Source organism: Citrobacter sp. RHBSTW-00029 (genome assembly GCF_014104295.1).
Classification (GTDB): Bacteria; Pseudomonadota; Gammaproteobacteria; order Enterobacterales; family Enterobacteriaceae; genus Citrobacter; species Citrobacter youngae.
Genome location: NZ_JABXRT010000001.1, coordinates 2,037,081 through 2,058,053, shown reverse-complemented (window position 1 = coordinate 2,058,053; position 20,973 = coordinate 2,037,081). Strand labels below are relative to the sequence as shown.

Annotated in this window: 19 protein-coding genes; 13 read left to right on the top strand and 6 right to left on the bottom strand. The window is 52.4% G+C overall.

The window, feature by feature from the left end:
• Positions 1-10: 10 nt before the first annotated feature.
• From sufC to HV041_RS10200, 5 genes are all read left to right on the top strand, one after another.
• Positions 11-757: a Fe-S cluster assembly ATPase SufC gene (gene sufC / locus HV041_RS10220; RefSeq protein WP_115643472.1), complete on the top strand. Its 747-nt coding sequence runs from the start codon at positions 11-13 to the stop codon at positions 755-757.
• Positions 732-2,003 carry a Fe-S cluster assembly protein SufD gene (gene sufD / locus HV041_RS10215; protein ID WP_121584561.1) on the top strand — a complete coding sequence of 424 codons (1,272 nt, stop codon included), beginning with the start codon at positions 732-734 and terminating at the stop codon, positions 2,001-2,003. The genes sufC and sufD overlap by 26 nt, the downstream gene beginning before the upstream one ends.
• Positions 2,000-3,220: a cysteine desulfurase SufS gene (gene sufS / locus HV041_RS10210; protein ID WP_182294212.1), complete on the top strand. Its 1,221-nt coding sequence runs from the start codon at positions 2,000-2,002 to the stop codon at positions 3,218-3,220. The genes sufD and sufS overlap by 4 nt, the downstream gene beginning before the upstream one ends.
• A 12-nt stretch (positions 3,221-3,232) precedes the next feature.
• Positions 3,233-3,649 (top strand): cysteine desulfuration protein SufE, encoded by a 417-nt coding sequence (sufE, locus tag HV041_RS10205; RefSeq protein ID WP_048211838.1) that lies wholly within the window; start codon positions 3,233-3,235, stop codon positions 3,647-3,649.
• A 123-nt stretch (positions 3,650-3,772) separates the two neighbouring features.
• Positions 3,773-4,777: a L,D-transpeptidase family protein gene (locus HV041_RS10200; RefSeq protein WP_101741691.1), complete on the top strand. Its 1,005-nt coding sequence runs from the start codon at positions 3,773-3,775 to the stop codon at positions 4,775-4,777.
• A 68-nt stretch (positions 4,778-4,845) separates the two neighbouring features.
• Here the strand turns inward: HV041_RS10200 and lpp are convergent, their stop codons facing one another.
• From lpp to HV041_RS25075, 3 genes are all read right to left on the bottom strand, one after another.
• A complete protein-coding gene (lpp, locus tag HV041_RS10195) occupies positions 4,846-5,082 on the bottom strand; it encodes a murein lipoprotein Lpp (protein WP_003029373.1) in 237 nt (78 codons plus the stop codon).
• Positions 5,083-5,389: 307 nt separating this feature from the next.
• Complete coding sequence (gene pykF, locus HV041_RS10190) at positions 5,390-6,802, bottom strand: pyruvate kinase PykF (protein ID WP_182294211.1); 1,413 nt, start codon at positions 6,800-6,802, stop codon at positions 5,390-5,392.
• 7 nt (positions 6,803-6,809) lie between these two features.
• A complete protein-coding gene (locus HV041_RS25075; RefSeq protein WP_245163452.1) occupies positions 6,810-7,004 on the bottom strand; it encodes a hypothetical protein in 195 nt (64 codons plus the stop codon).
• Positions 7,005-7,379: 375 nt separating this feature from the next.
• Between HV041_RS25075 and HV041_RS10185 the strand changes: the two genes are divergently transcribed.
• The 3 genes from HV041_RS10185 to HV041_RS10175 are packed head-to-tail and all read left to right on the top strand — an operon-like array spanning position 7,380 to position 9,897.
• Positions 7,380-8,402, top strand: a complete 1,023-nt coding sequence (locus HV041_RS10185; RefSeq protein ID WP_121584563.1) for an ATP-binding cassette domain-containing protein — start codon at positions 7,380-7,382, stop codon at positions 8,400-8,402.
• Positions 8,395-9,063, top strand: coding sequence for a methionine ABC transporter permease (locus HV041_RS10180; protein WP_121584564.1), 669 nt, complete (start codon positions 8,395-8,397; stop codon positions 9,061-9,063). Before HV041_RS10185 ends, HV041_RS10180 begins: the two co-directional genes overlap by 8 nt.
• Before the next feature lie 21 nt (positions 9,064-9,084).
• Entirely contained in the window at positions 9,085-9,897 is an 813-nt protein-coding gene (locus HV041_RS10175; RefSeq protein ID WP_048211834.1) for a MetQ/NlpA family ABC transporter substrate-binding protein, read from the top strand.
• Positions 9,898-9,977: 80 nt separating this feature from the next.
• Here HV041_RS10175 and ttrA read toward each other — a convergent pair whose 3' ends face one another.
• Genes ttrA through ttrB form a run of 3 tightly spaced genes read right to left on the bottom strand, consistent with a single transcriptional unit; the run spans position 9,978 to position 14,796 of the window.
• Positions 9,978-13,043: a tetrathionate reductase subunit TtrA gene (ttrA, locus tag HV041_RS10170; RefSeq protein WP_121584565.1), complete on the bottom strand. Its 3,066-nt coding sequence runs from the start codon at positions 13,041-13,043 to the stop codon at positions 9,978-9,980.
• Positions 13,036-14,061, bottom strand: a complete 1,026-nt coding sequence (gene ttrC / locus HV041_RS10165; RefSeq protein ID WP_048211831.1) for a tetrathionate reductase subunit TtrC — start codon at positions 14,059-14,061, stop codon at positions 13,036-13,038. The genes ttrA and ttrC overlap by 8 nt, the downstream gene beginning before the upstream one ends.
• Entirely contained in the window at positions 14,062-14,796 is a 735-nt protein-coding gene (gene ttrB, locus HV041_RS10160) for a tetrathionate reductase subunit TtrB (RefSeq protein ID WP_005122827.1), read from the bottom strand.
• Between the two features lie 227 nt (positions 14,797-15,023).
• Between ttrB and ttrS the strand changes: the two genes are divergently transcribed.
• The 5 genes from ttrS to HV041_RS10135 all read left to right on the top strand — a co-directional run bounded on the left by ttrS (position 15,024) and on the right by HV041_RS10135 (position 20,966).
• Positions 15,024-16,757 (top strand): tetrathionate respiration histidine kinase TtrS, encoded by a 1,734-nt coding sequence (ttrS, locus tag HV041_RS10155; RefSeq protein ID WP_182294284.1) that lies wholly within the window; start codon positions 15,024-15,026, stop codon positions 16,755-16,757.
• Positions 16,732-17,316: a tetrathionate respiration response regulator TtrR gene (ttrR, locus tag HV041_RS10150; RefSeq protein ID WP_061067811.1), complete on the top strand. Its 585-nt coding sequence runs from the start codon at positions 16,732-16,734 to the stop codon at positions 17,314-17,316. Before ttrS ends, ttrR begins: the two co-directional genes overlap by 26 nt.
• A gap of 92 nt (positions 17,317-17,408) precedes the next feature.
• Positions 17,409-17,618: a fumarate hydratase FumD gene (gene fumD, locus HV041_RS10145; RefSeq protein WP_040233753.1), complete on the top strand. Its 210-nt coding sequence runs from the start codon at positions 17,409-17,411 to the stop codon at positions 17,616-17,618.
• 498 nt (positions 17,619-18,116) lie between these two features.
• Positions 18,117-18,743, top strand: a complete 627-nt coding sequence (locus HV041_RS10140; protein WP_048211828.1) for a ferredoxin-like protein — start codon at positions 18,117-18,119, stop codon at positions 18,741-18,743.
• A gap of 120 nt (positions 18,744-18,863) precedes the next feature.
• Positions 18,864-20,966, top strand: a complete 2,103-nt coding sequence (locus HV041_RS10135; RefSeq protein ID WP_115643467.1) for an aldehyde ferredoxin oxidoreductase — start codon at positions 18,864-18,866, stop codon at positions 20,964-20,966.
• Positions 20,967-20,973 lie beyond the last annotated feature (7 nt).

Here is a 20,973-nt window from a genome sequence, read left to right as displayed (position 1 = left end):
AGGAAAGCACATGTTAAGCATTAAAGATTTACAGGTCAGTGTGGAAGATAAGGCGATACTGCGTGGGCTGAGTCTTGAGATTCGCCCCGGAGAAGTCCACGCCATTATGGGGCCGAACGGTTCCGGGAAAAGCACGTTGTCTGCGACACTCGCCGGACGAGAAGACTATGAAGTCACCGGCGGGACGGTAGAATTCAACGGTAAGGATTTACTGGAACTGTCACCGGAAGACCGTGCCGGTGAAGGCATCTTTATGGCATTTCAGTATCCGGTAGAAATCCCCGGCGTCAGTAATCAGTTTTTCCTGCAAACGGCACTGAATGCTGTGCGCAGCTACCGTGGCGAAGAGTCGCTGGACAGGTTTGACTTCCAGGATCTGATGGAAGAAAAAATTGCGTTGCTGAAGATGCCGGAAGATTTGCTCACCCGTTCGGTCAACGTGGGCTTCTCCGGCGGAGAGAAAAAGCGTAATGACATTTTGCAAATGGCGGTACTGGAGCCTCAGTTGTGCATTCTGGATGAGTCGGACTCCGGGCTGGATATCGATGCGCTGAAAATCGTCGCAGACGGCGTGAACTCGCTACGCGACGGGCAACGCTCATTTATTATCGTCACCCACTACCAGCGAATCCTCGACTATATCAAACCCGATTACGTCCACGTTCTCTACCAGGGGCGCATTGTGAAGTCCGGTGATTTTACGTTGGTTAAACAGCTGGAGGAGCAAGGGTATGGCTGGCTTAGTGAACAGCAGTAACGTGCTCCAGCAGTGGCATCATCTGTTTGAAGCGCAGGGTGAGCGTCGCTCACAGCATGCGCAACAACACCTGCAACAGATGTTGCGGCTGGGGTTGCCGACGCGTAAACATGAGGACTGGAAATACACGCCGCTGGAAGGGTTAACCAACAGCCAGTTTGTCAGTGATGTTGCTGAGATAACGTCAGCCCAGTGTGAAGCATTGGCACCGGCTATTGATGCCATACGACTGGTATTTGTCGACGGGCAATTCTCTCCAACGCTGAGCGACAGCACAGAAGGTAGCGGTTTTGACATTACCGTTGATGATGCGCGTCAGGCGCTCCCTGCGGCTATCCAGCCAGAAGTGTTCCTGCATCTGACCGAAAGCCTCTCACGCAGCGTCACGCACATTCAGGTCAAACGATATCAACGTCCAGCGAAACCGCTGCTGTTGATGCACATCACCCAGGGGCTGGCAGGTGATGAGGTGAATACCGCGCACTATCGTCACCATCTTGAACTGGCCGAAGGTGCAGAGGCTAGCGTCATTGAGCACTATGTTAGCCTGAATGCGCATCGACATTTTACCGGTGCGCGCTTAACGATGAACGTGGCGGCAAATGCCCATTTTCACCATATCAAACTGGCGTTTGAGAATCCGGTTAGCCACCATTTCGCGCATAACGATATCCAGTTAGGGGCAGATGCGACGGCGGTGAGCTACAGCTTCTTACTCGGTTGTGCGGTATTACGCCATAACACCAGTACCCAGCTTAATGGGGAGAACAGCACACTGCGCCTTAACAGCCTGGCGATGCCGGTGAAAAATGAAGTCTGCGATACCCGAACCTGGCTTGAACACAATAAGGGGTATTGCAACAGCCGCCAGTTACATAAAACGATTGTCAGCGATAAAGGCCGGGCGGTGTTTAATGGCCTGATTAACGTGGCGCAGCATGCCATTAAAACCGATGGTCAGATGACCAACAATAATTTGCTGCTCGGTAAACTGGCAGAAGTGGATACCAGGCCGCAGCTTGAAATCTACGCTGATGACGTGAAATGCAGCCACGGGGCGACGGTAGGGCGGATCGACGATGAACAGATGTTCTATCTGCGTTCGCGTGGGATTGGCCAGCAGGATGCCCAACAGATGATTCTCTACGCGTTTGCCGCTGAACTGACGGAAGCTCTGAGCGATGAAACGCTGAAACAACAGGTACTGGCGCGGATAGCCCAACGTCTGCCGGGAGGCGTAGCATGACATTTCCCATTGAAAAAGTACGGGCGGACTTTCCGGTCCTGACGCGTGAGGTCAACGGCTTACCGCTGGCTTACCTCGACAGTGCTGCCAGTGCGCAAAAGCCCAACCAGGTGATTGATGCCGAGGCAGAGTTTTATCGGCATGGCTATGCGGCTGTCCATCGGGGGATTCATACGCTCAGCGCTCAGGCGACGGAAAAAATGGAGAATGTCCGTAAGCTGGCGTCATTGTTTATTAACGCGCGTTCAGCCGAAGAGCTGGTGTTTGTTCGCGGTACGACGGAGGGCATCAACCTGGTGGCGAACAGCTGGGGCAATAGCAATGTTCGGGCGGGTGATAACATCATCATCAGTGAAATGGAACACCACGCCAATATTGTCCCCTGGCAGATGCTGTGCGCCCGTGTAGGTGCGGAACTGCGTGTTATCCCACTGAATGCCGACGGGACGTTGCAACTGGAAACGCTATCGACGCTGTTTGATGACCGTACGCAACTGTTGGCCATTACCCACGTATCTAATGTGCTGGGCACTGAAAATCCGCTGCCGGAGATGATCGCGCTGGCGCATCAGTACGGCGCAAAAGTGCTGGTAGACGGCGCGCAGGCGGTCATGCACCACCCGGTGGACGTGCAGGCGCTGGATTGCGACTTTTATGTCTTCTCCGGACATAAGCTGTATGGACCCACCGGCATTGGCGTGTTGTATGCCAGAGAGTCGCTGCTGCAAGAAATGCCACCGTGGGAAGGCGGTGGCTCGATGATAGCAACCGTCAGTCTGAGCCAGGGAACGAAGTGGGCTAAAGCCCCCTGGCGTTTTGAAGCCGGAACGCCGAACACCGGAGGGATTATCGGTCTGGGAGCGGCCATTGAATATGTTAGCGCGCTGGGGCTTAGTGAAATCAGCGAATATGAACAGTTCATGATGCGCTATGCGCTGGAGCAACTGGCGGAGGTACCTGATCTGACGCTCTACGGCCCGGAAAACCGTCTGGGCGTGATTGCGTTTAACCTCGGCAAACATCACGCGTATGACGTCGGTAGCTTTCTTGATAACTATGGAATTGCAGTGCGGACTGGGCATCACTGCGCTATGCCATTGATGGCTTATTATCACGTTCCCGCGATGTGCCGGGCTTCCATTGCCATGTATAACACCCATGAAGAAGTGGATCGCCTGGTGACGGGACTCAAGCGTATTCATCACTTGCTGGGATAACAGGGAGGCATTATGGCTGCGCTACCGGATAAAGAAAAACTGTTGCGTAATTTTCTGCGTTGCGCTAATTGGGAAGAGAAATACCTGTACATCATTGAACTGGGTCAGCGCCTGCCGGAATTAACTGCCGACGATCGCTGCCCGGAAAATAGCATTCAGGGATGTCAAAGTCAGGTATGGATTGTTATGCGGCAGAATGCTGAAGGTATTATTGAATTACAGGGCGACAGTGATGCGGCAATTGTGAAAGGACTTATCGCCGTCGTCTTCATTTTGTATGACCGGATGACGGCTCAGGATATTGTGAATTTTGATGTGCGTCCGTGGTTCGAAAAAATGGCGCTCGCACAGCATCTCACACCTTCACGTTCACAGGGACTGGAAGCGATGATTCGGGCGATCCGCACCAAAGCCGCAACTCTTAGCTAAACTGATAAAACACGTCATCTTTCAGGCTGACTGGAATGATTCCGTGCAAGGCATCGCAATGACTCGTAGGCCGGATCGGACGTTTGCCGTCATCCGGCAACAACGCCAGGGGGGTGAGTGAGTATGAAACGCGCGTCTGTTATTACGTTAATGCTGATCGGCGCTTACAGCGCTATACAGGCCGCCTGGGCGGTCGATTACCCTTTGCCACAGGCTAACAGCCGTCTTGTCGGGCAAAATCAAACCTACACCGTGCAGGAAGGCGATAAAAACCTACAGGCGATTGCCCGTAAGTTTGATACCGCCGCAATGCTGATCCTTGAAGCCAATAATACTATTGCCCCCGTCCCTAAACCCGGAACGCTGATCACTATTCCCTCGCAATTATTGCTACCAGATGCGCCACGCGAAGGCATTATTGTGAATCTGGCGGAACTGCGTCTGTATTACTTCCCGCCGGGAGAGAATAGTGTTCAGGTATTCCCGATTGGTATCGGTTTGCAGGGGCTGGAAACGCCGGTAATGGAAACGCGGGTTGGTCAGAAAATCCCCAATCCAACCTGGACCCCTACACCGGGCATCCGTAAACGCTCTCTGGAGCGCGGCATAACATTACCGCCAGTAGTGCCTGCTGGGCCAAATAATCCGTTAGGGCGCTTTGCACTGCGTCTGGCGCATGGAAACGGTGAATACCTGATCCATGGCACCAGCGCGCCGGACAGCGTGGGCCTGCGTGTGAGTTCCGGCTGTATTCGCATGAATGCACCGGACATCAAAGCGTTGTTCGAGCAGGTGCGACCAGGTACGCCTGTCAGAGTGATCAACGAGCCGATAAAGTACGCCGTCGAGCCAAATGGTATGCGCTATGTTGAGGTGCACAGGCCATTGTCACCGGAAGAGGAACAAAACGTCCAGACTATGCCATATGTACTACCAGCCGGTTTTACCTCGTTTAAAGACGACAAAGCCGTGGATAATAGCCTGGTGGAACGAGCGTTGTATCGCCGTGCGGGCTATCCTGTCACCGTGACAGCCGGGCAAGCCTCGGTCGTGAGCAATGGTGCGGATGTGAAGTCTGCGCAAAATGGTGTGCCGGGAGAAGATGCTGAGGTGCGCGCTACGCAATAACAGGGAAGGGGAATTCAGAGCAAAAAAAATGGCGCACAATGTGCGCCATTTTTATTACACAGATACTATTACTTGCGGTATTTAGTAGCTGCGTTGTCCAGACGCTGGTTAGCGCGAGCTGCGTCATCTTTAGCAGCCTGAACGTCGGAACGCATTGCGTTCACGTCGTTGCTCAGCTGGTCAACTTTAGCGTTCAGAGTCTGAACGTCAGAAGACAGCTGATCGATTTTAGCGTTGCTGGAGCAACCTGCCAGCAGAGTAGAACCCAGGATTACCGCGCCCAGTACCAGTTTAGTACGATTCATTATTAATACCCTCTAGATTGAGTTAATCTCCATGTAGCGTTACAAGTATTACACAAAGTTTTTTATGTTGAGAATATTTTTTTGATGGGAATGCACTTATTTTTGATCGTTCGCTCAAAGAAGCATCGAATTGTGCAAAAACAGCTAAAAACTCGTGAGAAAACAGAAAGCTTCCATCGGATTCATCTTAGATAATCTCGGATTGGATAGTGAAATCCGATTTGATTTTTTATTAATCGTGGCTATCAAGAAAATTAAAAAGCGCCGCAAGGGCGCTTTTTAAGCAAATTAATTCGCGATGGAATTATTACAGCACGTGAACAGATGCCGTATTGGTGGTGCCGCTCGGAACCAGCGCACCGGAAACCATCACCACAACGTCACCTTTCTGTGCCAGACCGCTTTCCAGAGCAACTTCTTTACCCAGGCGATAGAAATCATCGGTAGAGCTGATTTCTTTAACCACCTGTGCAACAACGCCTTTGCTCAGCACCAGCTGACGCGCGGTAGTTTCGTTGGTGGTCAGCGCCAGGATGGTGGCATCCGGGAAGTATTTACGTACTGCGCGAGCAGATTTACCGCCCTGGGTTGCGACGACGATCAGCGGAGCATCCAGTTTTTCTGCAGTTTCAACCGCGCCACGGCAAACGGCTTCGGTGATGCGCAGTTTGCGGCTGTCGTTGTTGAAGTCCAGACGGCTGGTCATCACGCGGTCAGTACGCTCACAGAGGGTCGCCATGATGGTAACGGCTTCCAGCGGGTATTTACCTTTTGCAGACTCACCAGACAGCATGACTGCGTCGGTACCGTCGAGGATGGCGTTCGCTACGTCACCGGCTTCTGCACGGGTCGGACGCGGGTTTTTGATCATGGAGTCCAGCATCTGGGTCGCAGTGATAACGACTTTACGTGCGCGGATACATTTTTCGATGATCATTTTCTGCGCGAAGATAACTTCTTCAACCGGGATCTCAACGCCCATATCGCCACGAGCAACCATGATGCCGTCAGACGCTTCGAGGATTTCGTCGAAGTTGTTCAGGCCTTCCTGGTTTTCGATTTTGGAGATGATCTGGATGTTTTCGCCGCCGTGCGCTTTCAGGTGCTCGCGGATTTCAACGACGTCAGAACGTTTACGGATAAAGGAGGCTGCAACGAAGTCAACGCCTTGTTCGCAACCGAAGATCAGGTCTTGTTTGTCTTTTTCAGCCAGTGCTGGCAGGGCAATGGAAACGCCCGGCAGGTTAACGCCTTTGTTTTCGCCCAGGTCGCCGTTGTTCAGCACTTTACAAATAACTTTGTTACCTTCGATAGCGGTAACTTCCATGCCGATCAAACCATCGTCGACCAGAACGGTGTTACCGACGGACAGGTCTTTAGTGAAGCCTTCATAGGTAACAGCAACGATTTCATTGTTGCCCACAACAGATTTGTCGGTAGTGAAAGTGAAGGTCTGGCCAGCTTTCAGAGAAACGTCGTTGCCGCCTTCCAGCTTAATGGTACGGATTTCCGGACCTTTGGTGTCGAGCAGAATAGCGGCTTTTTTACCGGTTTTGCTCATGACGTTGCGCAAATTCTTGATGCGCTGACCGTGTTCTGCGTAATCACCGTGGGAGAAGTTCAGACGCATGACGTTCATGCCCGCGTCCAGCATTTTGGTTAACATCTCTTCGGATTCGGTTTTCGGACCGATGGTGCAAACAATTTTCGTCTTTTTCATGACAGTCTTAGTCTTTAAGTTGAGAAGGATATGGAAATCTGGCTTCCATCGCGCACGGATGGAAAGCTAAACCTGAGTTACGAAAGTTGTGATGCCTCGCTCTAAGAATAGGTGACATCGATAAAGCGTGCAGAGGAATGTGTGCTTGCGTTTCAGCCCAACGGGATGGTGAGTTTTGTAGTCGTTGAGTTTTACAGGTCAATGTGCTGAAACCATTCAAGAGACAATTGGCGCGCATTATACGCTGAAAATTATCAAAAAGGAAAATGGAAACAGCGTTTCAAAAGAGTTCTGTGCAGTTTCACAAGAAATATTCATTAATTTGTTCATAGGTATGGATAAAGAGGTTGTCCACCGCCAAGGTTTGTTGCGCAACAACCTGCATTTGTCCTCTCAGATGAGGGTTATCCTGTCATCCCGGCTCGAATGTCTTCATATTTCTAAAAGTTATATCAAATTCTTTTTAATTCATTTTAAAAGTCAATCTCGCTGATTACACTCATTTGGACATCCATACTGCTAAACAGCCAAAAGCACTAGCAGGATAACAATAAGCAGCAGCGGATACCCAAACGACATGATTGTCCTGAAAAATATTTCGAAAGTGTTTACGCCAGGCAGGCTTTCTATTACCGCTGTCGATGATGTCAACCTGACGGTTGAGCAGGGGCAGATTTACGGGATCATTGGTTACAGCGGGGCGGGAAAAAGCACCTTAATACGTTTGCTCAATGGTCTGGAAAAACCGTCCTCCGGTAGCGTGACGATTAACGGCCAGGATATTTCCGCCGCCCGCGGGGAATCGTTGCGTCAGGCACGGTTGAAAATCAGCATGGTGTTTCAGCACTTTAATTTACTGTGGTCACGCACCGTCAGTGAAAATATCGCTTTCTCTATGCAAATTGCCGGTGCGCCGAAAGCGATGATTAAGGCGCGAGTGGCCGAGCTGATTACCCTTGTCGGTCTGAGCGGTCGCGAAAATGCGTATCCATCGCAGCTCAGTGGCGGCCAAAAGCAGCGCGTAGGGATCGCCCGCGCGCTGGCGAATAATCCTGATGTACTGCTCTGTGACGAGGCTACGTCAGCCCTGGATCCGCAAACTACCGATCAGATTCTGGAGTTACTGCTCGATATTAACCGTCGCTTCAAATTAACCATCGTGCTGATCACCCATGAAATGCACGTGGTACGCAAGATCTGCGATCGCGTCGCGGTAATGGAAAACGGCAGGGTGGTTGAAGAGGGCGATGTACTTACTGTCTTTACCCATCCACAGCAACCGATCACCCGACAGTTCGTTCGTCAGGTGAGTCAATATGCCGAGGAAGACGAATTCAACCCGCAGCTGGCCAGCGAACTTGGCGGCGTGGTGATCAAGCTTACGTTTACCGGGCAACGTACGCATCGGCCAGTGGTTGGCGAATTGACCTTACGCTATGGCCTGCCGTTTAACATTTTGCACGGCAAGATGACGCAAACCGCGCACGGTGTGTTTGGTCAGCTCTGGGTGCACGTTGTGGCCTCTGAGGAACAATTGAACAATATTTTGGCCGACCTGCGCCAGAGCGACATTGAAGGCGAGGTGATTCAACATGCCTGAAGATCTGTTTCCCCATCTGAAGTGGGACCAACTGCTGGCAGCGACCCAGGAAACGCTCTATATGACGGCACTTTCTGGCGCGGCAACGTTTGTCCTTGGGATTGCACTCGGGCTGGCGCTATTCCTGACCGCTCGCGGTGGACTATTCCAGAACCGCGCCTTGTATAGCGCGATCTCGCTGGTGGTCAATATTTTCCGCTCGATCCCGTTCATCATTCTGATCGTATTGCTAATACCGTTTACCAAAACGATCGTTGGCACCATTCTCGGCGCCAATGCCGCGTTGCCCGCGTTGATTGTGGGGGCTGCACCTTTTTACGCACGCCTGGTCGAAATCGCCCTGCGTGAAGTCGATAAAGGCGTTATTGAAGCGACGCGCTCGATGGGCGCACGTCTGACGACGCTTGTTTTTCGGGTTTTACTGCCGGAATCCTCACCCGCTCTGGTGTCCGGGATCACCGTGACGATGATTGCACTGGTTAGCTACAGCGCGATGGCGGGGGTGATTGGTGCCGGTGGTTTAGGGAACCTGGCTTATCTGGAAGGATTCCAGCGCAACCACAGCGACGTCACGCTGGTGGCGACGGTAACGATTCTGCTCATCGTCTTCATCATTCAGCTTTGCGGCGATGTGATCACCTCTCTGTTAGATAAACGCTAATAAAATACGGAAACCATCATCATGAAAAAATCACTGACATTACTCGCAGCTGCAACCTTAAGCGCCCTGAGCTTTGCCTCGTGGGCAGATACGCTGACCGTTGGCGCGTCCAACGTGCCGCATGCAGAGATCCTCGAGCAGGCTAAGCCTATACTGGCGAAGCAAGGGATAGACCTGGAGATTAAACCATTCCAGGACTACATTCTGCCGAACACCGCGCTGGCGGGTCGTGAGATTGACGCTAACTACTTCCAGCATATCCCGTACCTGAATAGCGTGATTAAAGATCATGCTGGCGACAAATCCTATGATTTCGTCAGCGCAGGGGCGATTCATATTGAGCCGATTGGTATCTATTCGAAAAAGGTGAAGTCACTGAAGGATCTGCCGGAAGGTGGCAAGGTGATCATGCGTGATGCGGTATCTGAAGAAGGTCGTATTCTGTCGATTTTTGAAAAAGAGGGTGTGATCAAGCTGAAGCCGGGTGTGGATAAAGTGACGGCGCGCATTAGCGACATCGTAGAGAACCCGAAAAAGTTGAAGTTCTTACCTAACGTGGAAGCGGCGCTGTTACCGCAGATGTATAACAATGAAGAAGGGGATGCGGTGGTGATTAACGCCAACTACGCAATCGACGCCGGACTGGATCCAGTGAAAGATCCGATTGCCGTAGAAAGCGGTGAAAACAACCCGTATGCCAATATCATTACCGTGCATCGCGGTGACGAGAAGAAAAAGGATATCGTGGCGCTGGTTGATGTGCTGCACTCCAAAGAGATCCAGGACTGGATCCGTACCAAATATAAAGGCGCGGTGATCCCGGTTAATAACTGATCCGCTTTTTGCTGAGTGGCGGCAGTGCCTTATCCGGCCTACGACGTCTTGTAGGCCGGGTAAAATGCGTTCGCGCAGAGCTATACTCGTTCAATTCTCGCTGGCAACCCCTGACGCACAGCGGCTCCTGAAACCCAATCCAGCCAGGTGTTGGCAACCTTTCGTGTCGGATCCGCAAAGCCCAGATCGTTGATATTGATTCCCGACTTTATCTTTTTATCAAACGGCATCGGCTCACCGTCGAGCGTATGCTGCGCAGCGCCCATCTCTTTATGTCCATAGCCATGCTCAATTGCGATTACCCCAGGCATCACGCCCTGCAGTAAGCTGATTTGCGCTTCAACCTGCCCGCCCGGCGTGGTGATGCGAACGGTATCGCCGTGAGATAAACCATAGCGCTTGCCGTCCTGCGGGTTAAGCGCCACCAGATTAACCGGCTTCAGATGATGCAGGCGCGGGATCACGGCCGACGCGCTGGACATGGTATTGGATTTAAAGGAAATCAGTTTCAACGGCCACTCTTGTTCCGGGAACAACTCCTCAACCGCACGTCCATCAGAGAGGCGCGAAGGATACCAGGCCGGACAGCCGCTGTAGCGCTCGCCGGTAATCGCATGACGGTGTGCAGCGACATCCGCATTCCATATTTGCAGCGGTTTTTCCCACGCATTGCCGACGCGGTTATCGACCCGACCACTGTTATCTGGCGCAAAACGGCCACCGCGCGAATAGATAAACGCCACGCGACTCACCTCATCGGTTTTTAACGTTTGGGTCATCACCGGCAAGATTCGTTGCACCCCGGTCAGCGCGATATCCTCTTCCTGTGCCTCCGCCACAGGCGTTTTGCCCATAAAAGCAATGTTGGCGGCCAGCCGCAGATAATAATCTTCGGCGCGGTTGAGCGGATACTGATTGCCCTGCGGGTCGGCAATGGCATTGTCACCAAAGCCGGGGAGACCAATGCGTTTTGCCACCGCGATGCAGAAAGCCTCCATTGAGACTGGTTGACCGTCAGCGGTCTGGCGGGTAGCGGGCCTGACCACGGGCCAGCGGGCGGTGGTGGCTTTACTGGCGACACCGGCCCATGGGGCGCTGAATCCCCAGCTTTCAAAGTTATGCGTGTCCGGTACGATGTAATCCGCCAGCGCGGTTGTTTCGTTCATGAACGCATCAATCGCGATAAACAGCGGCAAACGTGCAGGATCTTTTAGCTTTTCTTCTGCCACACCGCGTAAGCCCGCAATCCCATAAAACGGGTTGGTCATGTTGGAGATCCAGGCCTTTAGCGGATACGGATAACCTTCCAGTGCTGAAACCAGCAATTCGGTAAGCTGGCCTGCGACAAACGGATACCAGGGCGCTTTGGCCGGGAAGGGCGATTGCCCGGCGGCGACTTTGTTGCGGTACTCTTCGGAAGACTCATAGGCTGTCTTGCTGCGGGCGATGCTCAGACCTTTAGGTTTCACCTTCCCGGCAAAACTGTCCATATTGTAGCGCGGGCCGTCAGTTGCGCCGTTGAACTTACCGCCGCCGACGAACACGCCGCCTTCGAGGCTCAGGTTCCCGATCAACGCATTGAGCATCATTACCGACCAGGCATTATAAAAACCGTTACCCGCCATCATCCCACCGTGCGTGATCACTGCTGCTTTTCGTCCGTGACGGGTGAAAGCATCGGCCAGCGCGCCAATGTCTGCCTCAGAAACACCACACTGCTGGCTGTATTGCGCCATTGACAGTTTCTCAGCGGATTCTTTCAGACACTGGAAGCTGCTTTTTACCGTGACCGTTTGCCCCCCGGCCAGCGTGACTTCACGGGAGATGAACAGTTGGGCACGTTGGCAACTGCTGGCGGCGACGATCTCTCCGGCTTCGTTAATGACTGTTGGTTCGTTGGCGGCGTCTGCGCGTAAATGCGCCAGCGTTAAATGCTGACCGGCGAGCGTTGGAATTTCATCGGTAATGACCAGATGGGTGGCGTTGGTCCAGCTTTTTTCCCCGGCCTGCTTCATGGCCTGTACGTCTGGAATAGCCAGGTAATCAGCGTTATAGCGCTGCTTTTCAATTATCCAGCGGATCATCCCCATCGCCAGAGCGGAGTCCGTCCCTGGGCGTACGGGCTGCCAGTGCCCACGATCGTCGGCAAGCACTGTCGTTAGCGGTAGGGCTGGTGCAACCACAACATAGCGGAAGTCATCACGTAAACGGGCGCTGGCGAGTTGCCGTGCCTGGCGTTTAAACGGGTTGCCGGATTGTGCTGGAGACGTCCCCATAAACAACGCAAATTCGACATTATCCCAGTCGGGTTTTACGTGGGTATTTTTATCAAGATCGCCCATCAACGCGCCAGATCCGGCACGATAGGCCAGACCACAGTATGCGCCATGGGCACCGAAGTTTTTGCTGCCGAAACTGTTCAGGGCAAAGCGACGCAAAAATGTATCACGTCCTTCATCACTGGTATTGGTGACCAGTAGCTGATTGGATTTTGGGCCGAAACCGGGGTGTCGGGCATCAATCGGCGTATCAGGATCGTGGATCGCCCGCAGACCGTCAACGTGGCCTTCGCCAAACAGATCGCCGCCTTCTACCACTTCTTTGATCAGTTGCTCAAAGCTGATGCGCTGCCATTTGCCTTCCCCACGTTTACCCACGCGTTTCATTGGCTCCAGAATACGCAGTGGGCTGTACAGGCCTTCAAGTAACGTTGCACCGCGAGCGCAAGCGGTGGAGCGGGCATCAAGGCCGGTTTCGCCCGCCAGTTGTTCCATCGCGGCGGCAAAGGGAACAGAGGAGTCAATGTGGTGTTCGTGAGATAGCGGATGGTACGGGTTGCCCGCAATACGCAACACTTTGCCTTGTTCGTTATCAACACGGACACGCACGCCACATTGCGTCCAGCAGCCGAAACACTGCGTCATGGAGATCACCTGTTGCGGGTTCTGTTGCCAGCGCGTTTGGGCATGTGCTTCGGGGATGAGTGCATTACCAAAGATACGGTCACGGGTTATTTTTCCTGATGTTCCGTCAAGCAAACCATCAATCGCACGCTTTGCCACGTCCCGATAACTCAGGCCGAAGGTCACCATGCCCCCGACGGCTAGACCAACTTTAAGCCACTGACGACGAGTTAAATTAGCCATGTTGCATTCTCCTTGCGATCGCGTTCAGGGCTTCACGAACCATAATGATCAGTGCGACCCACAGGCCAAAAGTGCCAAGAATAGCCAGCCAGCCATCTGTGCCACCGGGCAGGATATAGGGATTAAACTGGGCGTTAAATTTCGGTACGGTCTGTACCTGAATGAGTAATGTCCAGCGCATTAGCCAGCACAATGCCATTGCACTTATTGCCAGCGAAATACGTAATGGCAGTGATAACGGATGGCGTAACACCAGGGCGCAAACGCCCAGTGAGGTAACCCAAAGTGCAATCCAGCCGATGGCGTAATGTCGCGCGGAAGCCGCCACATCCAGCCACTGGCGAATTGCTGACCCCGATAGCGTGTTGCCACTAGCCCATATCACCACCACGATAGCCAGCGCGCACAGCGTGGCTATCTGTCCCCATGCCAGTTTGCGCGGTAATGTTGTCCCTGCGTTTTTCACCGTGGCGATAAGCAGGGCAAGGAACGTTTGCAGGGCACTGAGGAACATCGCTACCGGGAAGGCGTAGCTGAACCAGATCGGACGCGCCTCGACAATCGAGACCTCGCGACCTGTATAGACCAACAGTCCAATCGCCGATAGCGCACTTCCCACGGCCAACCATTTAGTGACGCTGTAACTTTTTGCGGTTAATCGCTTAACCTGTTGTGCGATAAACCACAGCCCTAAAAACCCGGTGAACAGCGGTAAAAACAGCGCGCCCCACGGCATCCACGACCATGGCGTAGGAAAGGCGTAGAAATGCCAGACACGAGCGGTCTGGTGTAAATCAGCGGTCAGCGCCAGCGGCGCGGTAATCGCGCAGGTCAGGGCGATTAACAGCGTCAGGTTTTCCAGTTCCGGCGTCTCTTGTTTGCGCCAGTGAAGCGCACAGGCAAACAGTGCGGCGCAGGCGGCAATGCCGATAAAAAAGAAATATTGCACAGCCCAGGGTAACCAGCTTACGTCCTGTGGATGCGTCAGAACCTCTTCGATAATCAAGGTAGGGTTCATTTAAACCTCCTGCCAGAGCGCGGGCTGGGCACGCCCCATTAATGGTGTCACAAAGGCCTCATCCAGGCCCAGATAGAACACGTGCGGCGAGGTGCCACTTTCCGGTTTCAGGACCTTGATGGCGTCATGATGTTGTTGCAGCATTTGAGAAATCCGGCTGTGTGGATCCTTGATATCACCGATGATGCGCGCGCCGCCAACACACGACTCTACGCAGGCCGGGAGCAGGCCTGCTTCCAGTCGATGAACGCAAAAAGTGCATTTATCGGCGGTTTGCGTTTCATGGTTGATAAACCGTGCATCGTATGGGCAGGCCTGCACACAGTAGGCGCAGCCAACACAGCGTGTGTTGTCGACAACCACAATGCCATCTTCGCGCTGGAAGGTGGCCTGCACCGGACACACCGGCACGCAAGGGGGGTTATCACAATGGTTGCACAGGCGCGGCAGCAGGACGTTGGTGACGCTTTGCTGGCCTTCAAGTTGCACCTGATACTGATTAACGTTGGTACGAAACTCACCTTGCGGCGTCTGGTTTTCAATCGCGCAACTCACGGTGCAGGCCTGGCAGCCGATACATCGACGCAGATCGACCAGCATGCCGTAGCGATGCTGGGGCGATCCTTCATGCCGTTCAGGCGAAAAGGGAAACTGGGCCTGTGCGAGGGGAACCAGTGATGCGCCAGCGGTCAGGACGCCCAGTTGCTGGAGAAACTGCCGTTTACTGCTGTCCATATTTTCTCCCGTTACGATGCAACAACGAAACATTGGTCACGCCGTTGATTTGCGTGTGATGAATAAAGAATCTCAATGATTTACAGTGTAAAAATCGTGGTGGGGGCAGCTCTATTGTGGTTAACCACATACCCGGCTTGTTGTTGATCTAAAACAACATAATTGACAGGGATAATTCAGTGGGATGTAACGTCGTTCGATGTCTGACGCTATTGGCCTCCGTGTGGATGCTCGGCAGCGTGGCGTGGGCAGGTTCGTGGAATGTGGGTGTTTTGGCGATGCGTGGCGAGGTCTCTACACGTGCCCACTGGCAACCGCTGGAAACCCTGTTAAATCAGCAAATTCCGGGTGAACAGTTTCATATTCAACCGCTGGATCTGCAGCAGATGCAGGAGGCGGTTAACCGTGGAACCGTCCAGTTTGTGGTCACCAATCCGGCGCAATTCGTGCAGTTAAACAGCCATGCAGCGCTTCGCTGGCTGGCATCATTACGCTCCACTCGTGGCGGAAAGGCAACCAGCAACGTGATTGGCAGTGCGGTCCTCGTCAGGCGCGACAGTGGGATTGTGAATGCACATGATCTGATTGGTAAAACGGTAGGTGCCATTGATGCTCAGGCATTTGGCGGTTATTTGCTGGGATACAAAGCGCTCAGCGATGCGGGATTGCGCCCTGAACGTGATTTACATCTGACGTTTACCGGCTTTCCTGCCGATGCCTTGCTGTATTTATTACGTGAAAAAGCGGTTCAGGCGGTGATTGTGCCCGTGTGTCTGCTGGAAAAAATGGATGAAGAAGGGCTAATCCGCAAAGCGGACTTTAGGGCCGTGATTAGCTATCCAACGTCAATTCCTTGCGTAACCAGCACGCCGCTCTATCCTGACTGGTCGTTTGCTGCCTTGCCCGCGGTCAGTGATGAACTGGCCGATCGTGTCACGCGGGTACTGTTTAACGCGCCACAAAACGCTGTCTTTCGTTGGGGCGCGCCGGCCTCAACCCGCGAAGTAGAAGCTTTTCTGCGCGATGTCCGCCAGCACCCACAGCAGCGCCAATTGTGGCTGGATGTTAAAAGCTGGTTTATTCAACATCGTCTGGCCATGGGGGCGGCGGGTATCGTCCTGTTGTTGCTGACGCTCAATTACATCTGGGTCATGCTGCTGGTCCGCCGACGTGGAAGACTGCTTGAGCGTAATAATGTGCTGTTGCGTAAACAGGAACAGGCGCTGGAAACCGCGCGTCAAATGAGTGTGCTGGGCGAGATGACGTCCGGATTCGCTCATGAACTTAACCAGCCGCTTTCGGCTATCCGCCACTATGCACAGGGTTGTCTGATTCGTCTGCGCGGCCAGGATCAGCAGCATCCGTTGTTACCCGCCCTTGAACAGATTGACGAGCAGGCGCAGCGGGGCGCCGATACGCTACGCAATTTACGTCAGTGGGTCAGTCAGGCGCAGGGAAATCCGGTGATGACTGACGACTGGGAGCCCATTAACATTCATGATGCGATCCATCATGTCTGGCAGTTATTACGCATGGCACAGCAATTCCCGACGGTAGCGTTACAAACGCAGGTCGATAATTCGCTCACGGTTACACTGCCGACCGTTTTGCTGGAGCAGGTTCTGGCTAATCTGGTACTAAACGCGGCCCAGGCGGGGGCAAAAACGGTGTGGTTCTCAGCGTGCAGTGAGGAGCATGGTGTGCGTATCCTGGTGCAGGATAACGCCGGAGGGATCGACGATGCGCAGTTATATCAGGCATTCCAGCCCTTTATGACCACCCGTAAGGAAGGGATGGGACTCGGGCTGGCCATTTGTCAGCGACTGGTTCGCTATGCAAATGGCGACATTAGCATCAAAAATCACCCAGCGTCTGACGGTCTGGCGGGCGTAGCGGTGACATTACATTTTAAGCAAACACAGGAAGGAGGGCGTCGTGGCAATAATTCATCTGTTGGATGACGATGTAGCGGTTACTCAGGCCTGTGCATTTTTACTGGAAAGTATGGGGTATGAGGTACGCTGCTGGGAGCAGGGTGAAACATTTTTGGCTCAGGCCGATCTGCATCAGGTCGGCGTATTACTGCTGGATATGCGCATGCCGGTACTGGATGGACATGCCGTGCATGAAGCAATGCGTCAGCGCGAGAGCACCCTGGCGGTGGTATTTCTTACCGGGCATGGTGATGTGCCCATGGCGGTTGAACAAATGAAGCGCGGAGCCGTCGATTTCTTACAGAAGCCGGTTTCAGCCGCGCCGCTACAGGCTGCGCTGGAAAATGCTGTGCAGGCCTCGGTAGCGGCTTTTTCGCGACAGGAAATCGTTGCTTGCTATCAGCAACTTACCCCGAAGGAGCGAGAACTGGCGAATCTGGTTGCAAAGGGGTTGATAAATCGGGAAATCGCCGATGCCATGAATATTGCCGTTCGCACGGTTGAAGTGCATCGGGCGCGGGTGATGGAAAAAATGCGGGCCGGAAGCCTCGCCGAGCTGGTAAATCGACTTCAGCGGATCCAGTAAAATTTTGACATTTATTTGATTTTCATTGGATTTTGTCTAATTTGCCAGAGTGATATATGCTGTGGGTTTGAGTTAATGACGAGCGGGTGAATATGGGAAATCAAACCAAAGACGACGAGCTGTACCGCGAGATGTGCAGAGTAGTCGGTAAAGTAGTGCTGGAAATGCGCGATCTGGGGCAAGAGCCTAAGCATATCGTCATTGCTGGCGTACTGAGAACAACCCTCGCCAATCAGCGTGTGAAGCGCAGTGAGTTAGAAAAACAGGCCATGGAGACGGTGATTAAAGCGTTGGCCGGTTAATCCATAAAAGAGGGCGGTAGAATTATTCTGCCGTCCTCTTATTTTATTCTTCGTTATCTTCCAATAAATATAATTTAGTTCGGTCACTAAAATTACGCATTGCGCTATATATTTGATTATATATCGAGTGGTATATAACACAATATTTGTGATTGCACTCCCAAATATTTTCATGCATATGAAATGTTATTTCAATCTCGCTTAATGATAATAAATATCACTCCACATTAATTATTTTCCTTCCGATTTTTAATTGATAACGATCAAGGTTACAGGGGGGGAATAACCACATTATTTATCTGCCTAACCCTAAAGGATTATACCCGAGTTTAGGGTATGGATTGATTCAGTTTAACCACCGTCATCTGTGCGATCAGGTTAGGGCAAAAATTCACGTGTTGTTGGCAACATTTATGGCCGATTTGACCTGATCTGCATTCATTAAAATTAGCCTGGATCTGTTGCTACTACAGCGTTTGCGAAGAGGATGCGAAATAAATGAACCAGGTTGATCGTCCATTTTTAGATTGTGGTTTAACGCGGCTTGAGTTTCTGCGTATATCAGGGAAGGGTCTGGCAGGATTAACGATTGCCCCCGCTCTGCTATCCCTTTTTGGTTGCAAGCAGGAAGATATCGATAGCGGCACCGTCGGACTTATCAATACGCCGAAAGGGGTGCTGGTGACTCAACGAGCCCGCTGTACTGGCTGCCACCGCTGTGAAATTTCCTGTACTAATTATAACGATGGCGCTGTTGGCACCTTCTTTTCCCGCATCAAAATTCATCGTAACTACTTCTTTGGCGATGATGGCGTTGGGTCCGGTGGCGGGTTGTACGGCGATTTAAACTACACCGCAGACACCTGCCGTCAGTGTAAAGATCCCCAGTGCATGAAAGTCTGCCCGATTGGCGCAATTACCTGGAAACAGGAAGACGGTTGCATTGCCGTAGATCATAAACGCTGTATTGGCTGCAGTGCCTGTACCACGGCCTGCCCATGGATGATGGCGACCGTTAATACCGTAACGAAGAAATCCTCAAAATGTGTTTTATGCGGGGAATGCGCTAATGCTTGTCCGACAGGGGCATTAAAAATTATTGAGTGGAAAGATATTACTGTTTGATGGATAGCAGGGCTGCCTGATACGCGTCATTTAATGCCGGAAAATTGCAGTTTTTGAATAAAAGAACTGCCTGAAAGGTGGCGAGTATATCTATCGGACCTTCTTGCAAAGGAAAACATGATGGCTAATGGTTGGACAGGTAATATTTTACGGGTCAATCTCACCACGGGTAATATCACCGTTGAAGATTCCAGTAAATTTAAGAAATTTGTCGGTGGGATGGGCTTTGGCTATAAAATTATGTACGACGAAGTCCAGCCAGGCACCAAACCTTTTGATGAAGGAAATAAGCTGGTTTTCGCGACCGGGCCGCTAACCGGTTCGGGCGCGCCCTGCAGTTCTCGCGTTAATATCACCTCATTATCGACATTTACCAAAGGCAATTTAGTGGTCGATGCCCATATGGGCGGTTTCTTTGCCGCACAAATGAAATTCGCGGGTTACGACGCCATTATTATCGAAGGGAAATCACCTTCTCCGGTCTGGATCAATATCAAAGACGATAAGGTCAGCATCGAAAAAGCGGACTTCATATGGGGTAAGGGTACGCGCGCAACCACTGAAGAAATTTGCCGTATCACCAGCCCGGAAACGTGCGTTGCAGCTATTGGTCAGGCGGGTGAAAACCTTGTTCCGCTTTCCTGCATGATTAATAGCCGTAACCACAGCGGCGGAGCCGGCACTGGCGCAGTCATGGGGTCGAAAAACCTGAAGGCCATTGCGGTAGAAGGGACCCAGGGGGTCAATATTGCCGATCGCAAAGAGATGAAGCGGCTTAATGACTACATGATGACCGAGCTAATCGGCGCCAACAACAACCATGTTGTGCCGAGCACGCCGCAGGCCTGGGCTGAATACTCTTCACCTAATTCGCGCTGGACGGCTCGCAAAGGGTTGTTCTGGGGCGCTGCGGAAGGAGGGCCAATCGAAACGGGGGAAATTCCACCGGGAAACCAGAATACGGTCGGTTTTCGTACCCATAAATCCGTGTTTGATCTCGGCCCGGCCGCTGAGAAGTATACCGTCAAAATGAGTGGCTGCCATTCATGTCCAATTCGCTGTATGTCGCAACTCAATGTTCCCCGTGTGAAAGATTTTGGTGTGCCGAGTACCGGCGGGAATACCTGCGTGGCGAATTTTGTACATACCACTATTTTCCCGAATGGGCCGAAAGATTTCGACGATAAAGACGATGGGCGCGTCGTAGGAAACCTGGTTGGCCTGAACCTGTTTGACGATTATGGCATCTGGTGTAACTACGGGCAGTTGCACCGTGACTTTACTTACTGCTACTCCAAAGGCGTCTTTAAGCGAGTGTTACCTGCGGCAGAGTATGCAGAGATCCGTTGGGATCAACTGGAAGCAGGCGATCCGAACTTTATCAAAGATTTCTACTATCGACTGGCGCATCGCGTGGGTGAACTCAGCCACCTGGCAGATGGTTCCTACGCAATTGCAGAACGTTGGAATCTGGGCGAAGAGTACTGGGGTTACGCGAAGAACAAACTATGGTCGCCGTTTGGTTTCCCTGTTCACCATGCGAACGAAGCCTCGGCGCAGGTGGGGGCGATCACCAACTGTATGTTCAACCGCGACTGTATGACGCATACCCATATCAACTTTATCGGCTCCGGTTTACCGCTGGCGCTACAGCGTGAAGTAGCGGGCGAACTGTTTGGTTCACAGGATGCCTACGATGAAACCAAAAACTATACCCCGATTAATGCCGCCAAAATCAAATACGCCAAATGGACGCTGCTGAAAGTCTGTCTGCACAATGCGGTTACGCTGTGTAACTGGGTCTGGCCAATGACGGTTTCGCCATTGAAGAGTCGAAACTATCGTGGAGACCTCGATCTGGAAGCGAAATTCTTCCAGGCCGTAACGGGGGATGAAACAACTCAGGCGAGTCTGGATTTGGCCGCGGAGCGCATTTTTACCCTGCACCGTGCTTATACAGTCAAGTTGATGCAAACCATGGATATGCGTAATGAGCACGACCTGATCTGCTCCTGGGTGTTTGATAAAGATCCGAAGATCCCAGTCTTTACCGAAGGGACCGACAAGATGGACCGGGAAGATATGCGTCAGTCGCTTACGATGTTCTATCAGGAAATGGGCTGGGACCCGGCGTTGGGTTGCCCAACTCGCGACACCCTTCACCGCCTCGGCCTTGAGGATGTGGCAGCCGACCTGGCCGCACACAATCTGTTGCCGGTGTAAGGAACGC

Coding starts and splice junctions, on each gene's coding strand:
- sufC (WP_115643472.1), top strand. CDS start 11: ATGTTAAGCATTAAAGATTTACAGGTCAGTGTGGAAGATAAGGCGATA.
- sufD (WP_121584561.1), top strand. CDS start 732: ATGGCTGGCTTAGTGAACAGCAGTAACGTGCTCCAGCAGTGGCATCAT.
- sufS (WP_182294212.1), top strand. CDS start 2,000: ATGACATTTCCCATTGAAAAAGTACGGGCGGACTTTCCGGTCCTGACG.
- sufE (WP_048211838.1), top strand. CDS start 3,233: ATGGCTGCGCTACCGGATAAAGAAAAACTGTTGCGTAATTTTCTGCGT.
- HV041_RS10200 (WP_101741691.1), top strand. CDS start 3,773: ATGAAACGCGCGTCTGTTATTACGTTAATGCTGATCGGCGCTTACAGC.
- lpp (WP_003029373.1), bottom strand. CDS start 5,082: ATGAATCGTACTAAACTGGTACTGGGCGCGGTAATCCTGGGTTCTACT.
- pykF (WP_182294211.1), bottom strand. CDS start 6,802: ATGAAAAAGACGAAAATTGTTTGCACCATCGGTCCGAAAACCGAATCC.
- HV041_RS10185 (WP_121584563.1), top strand. CDS start 7,380: ATGATTGTCCTGAAAAATATTTCGAAAGTGTTTACGCCAGGCAGGCTT.
- HV041_RS10180 (WP_121584564.1), top strand. CDS start 8,395: ATGCCTGAAGATCTGTTTCCCCATCTGAAGTGGGACCAACTGCTGGCA.
- HV041_RS10175 (WP_048211834.1), top strand. CDS start 9,085: ATGAAAAAATCACTGACATTACTCGCAGCTGCAACCTTAAGCGCCCTG.
- ttrA (WP_121584565.1), bottom strand. CDS start 13,043: ATGGCTAATTTAACTCGTCGTCAGTGGCTTAAAGTTGGTCTAGCCGTC.
- ttrC (WP_048211831.1), bottom strand. CDS start 14,061: ATGAACCCTACCTTGATTATCGAAGAGGTTCTGACGCATCCACAGGAC.
- ttrB (WP_005122827.1), bottom strand. CDS start 14,796: ATGGACAGCAGTAAACGGCAGTTTCTCCAGCAACTGGGCGTCCTGACC.
- ttrS (WP_182294284.1), top strand. CDS start 15,024: ATGCTCGGCAGCGTGGCGTGGGCAGGTTCGTGGAATGTGGGTGTTTTG.
- fumD (WP_040233753.1), top strand. CDS start 17,409: ATGGGAAATCAAACCAAAGACGACGAGCTGTACCGCGAGATGTGCAGA.
- HV041_RS10140 (WP_048211828.1), top strand. CDS start 18,117: ATGAACCAGGTTGATCGTCCATTTTTAGATTGTGGTTTAACGCGGCTT.
- HV041_RS10135 (WP_115643467.1), top strand. CDS start 18,864: ATGGCTAATGGTTGGACAGGTAATATTTTACGGGTCAATCTCACCACG.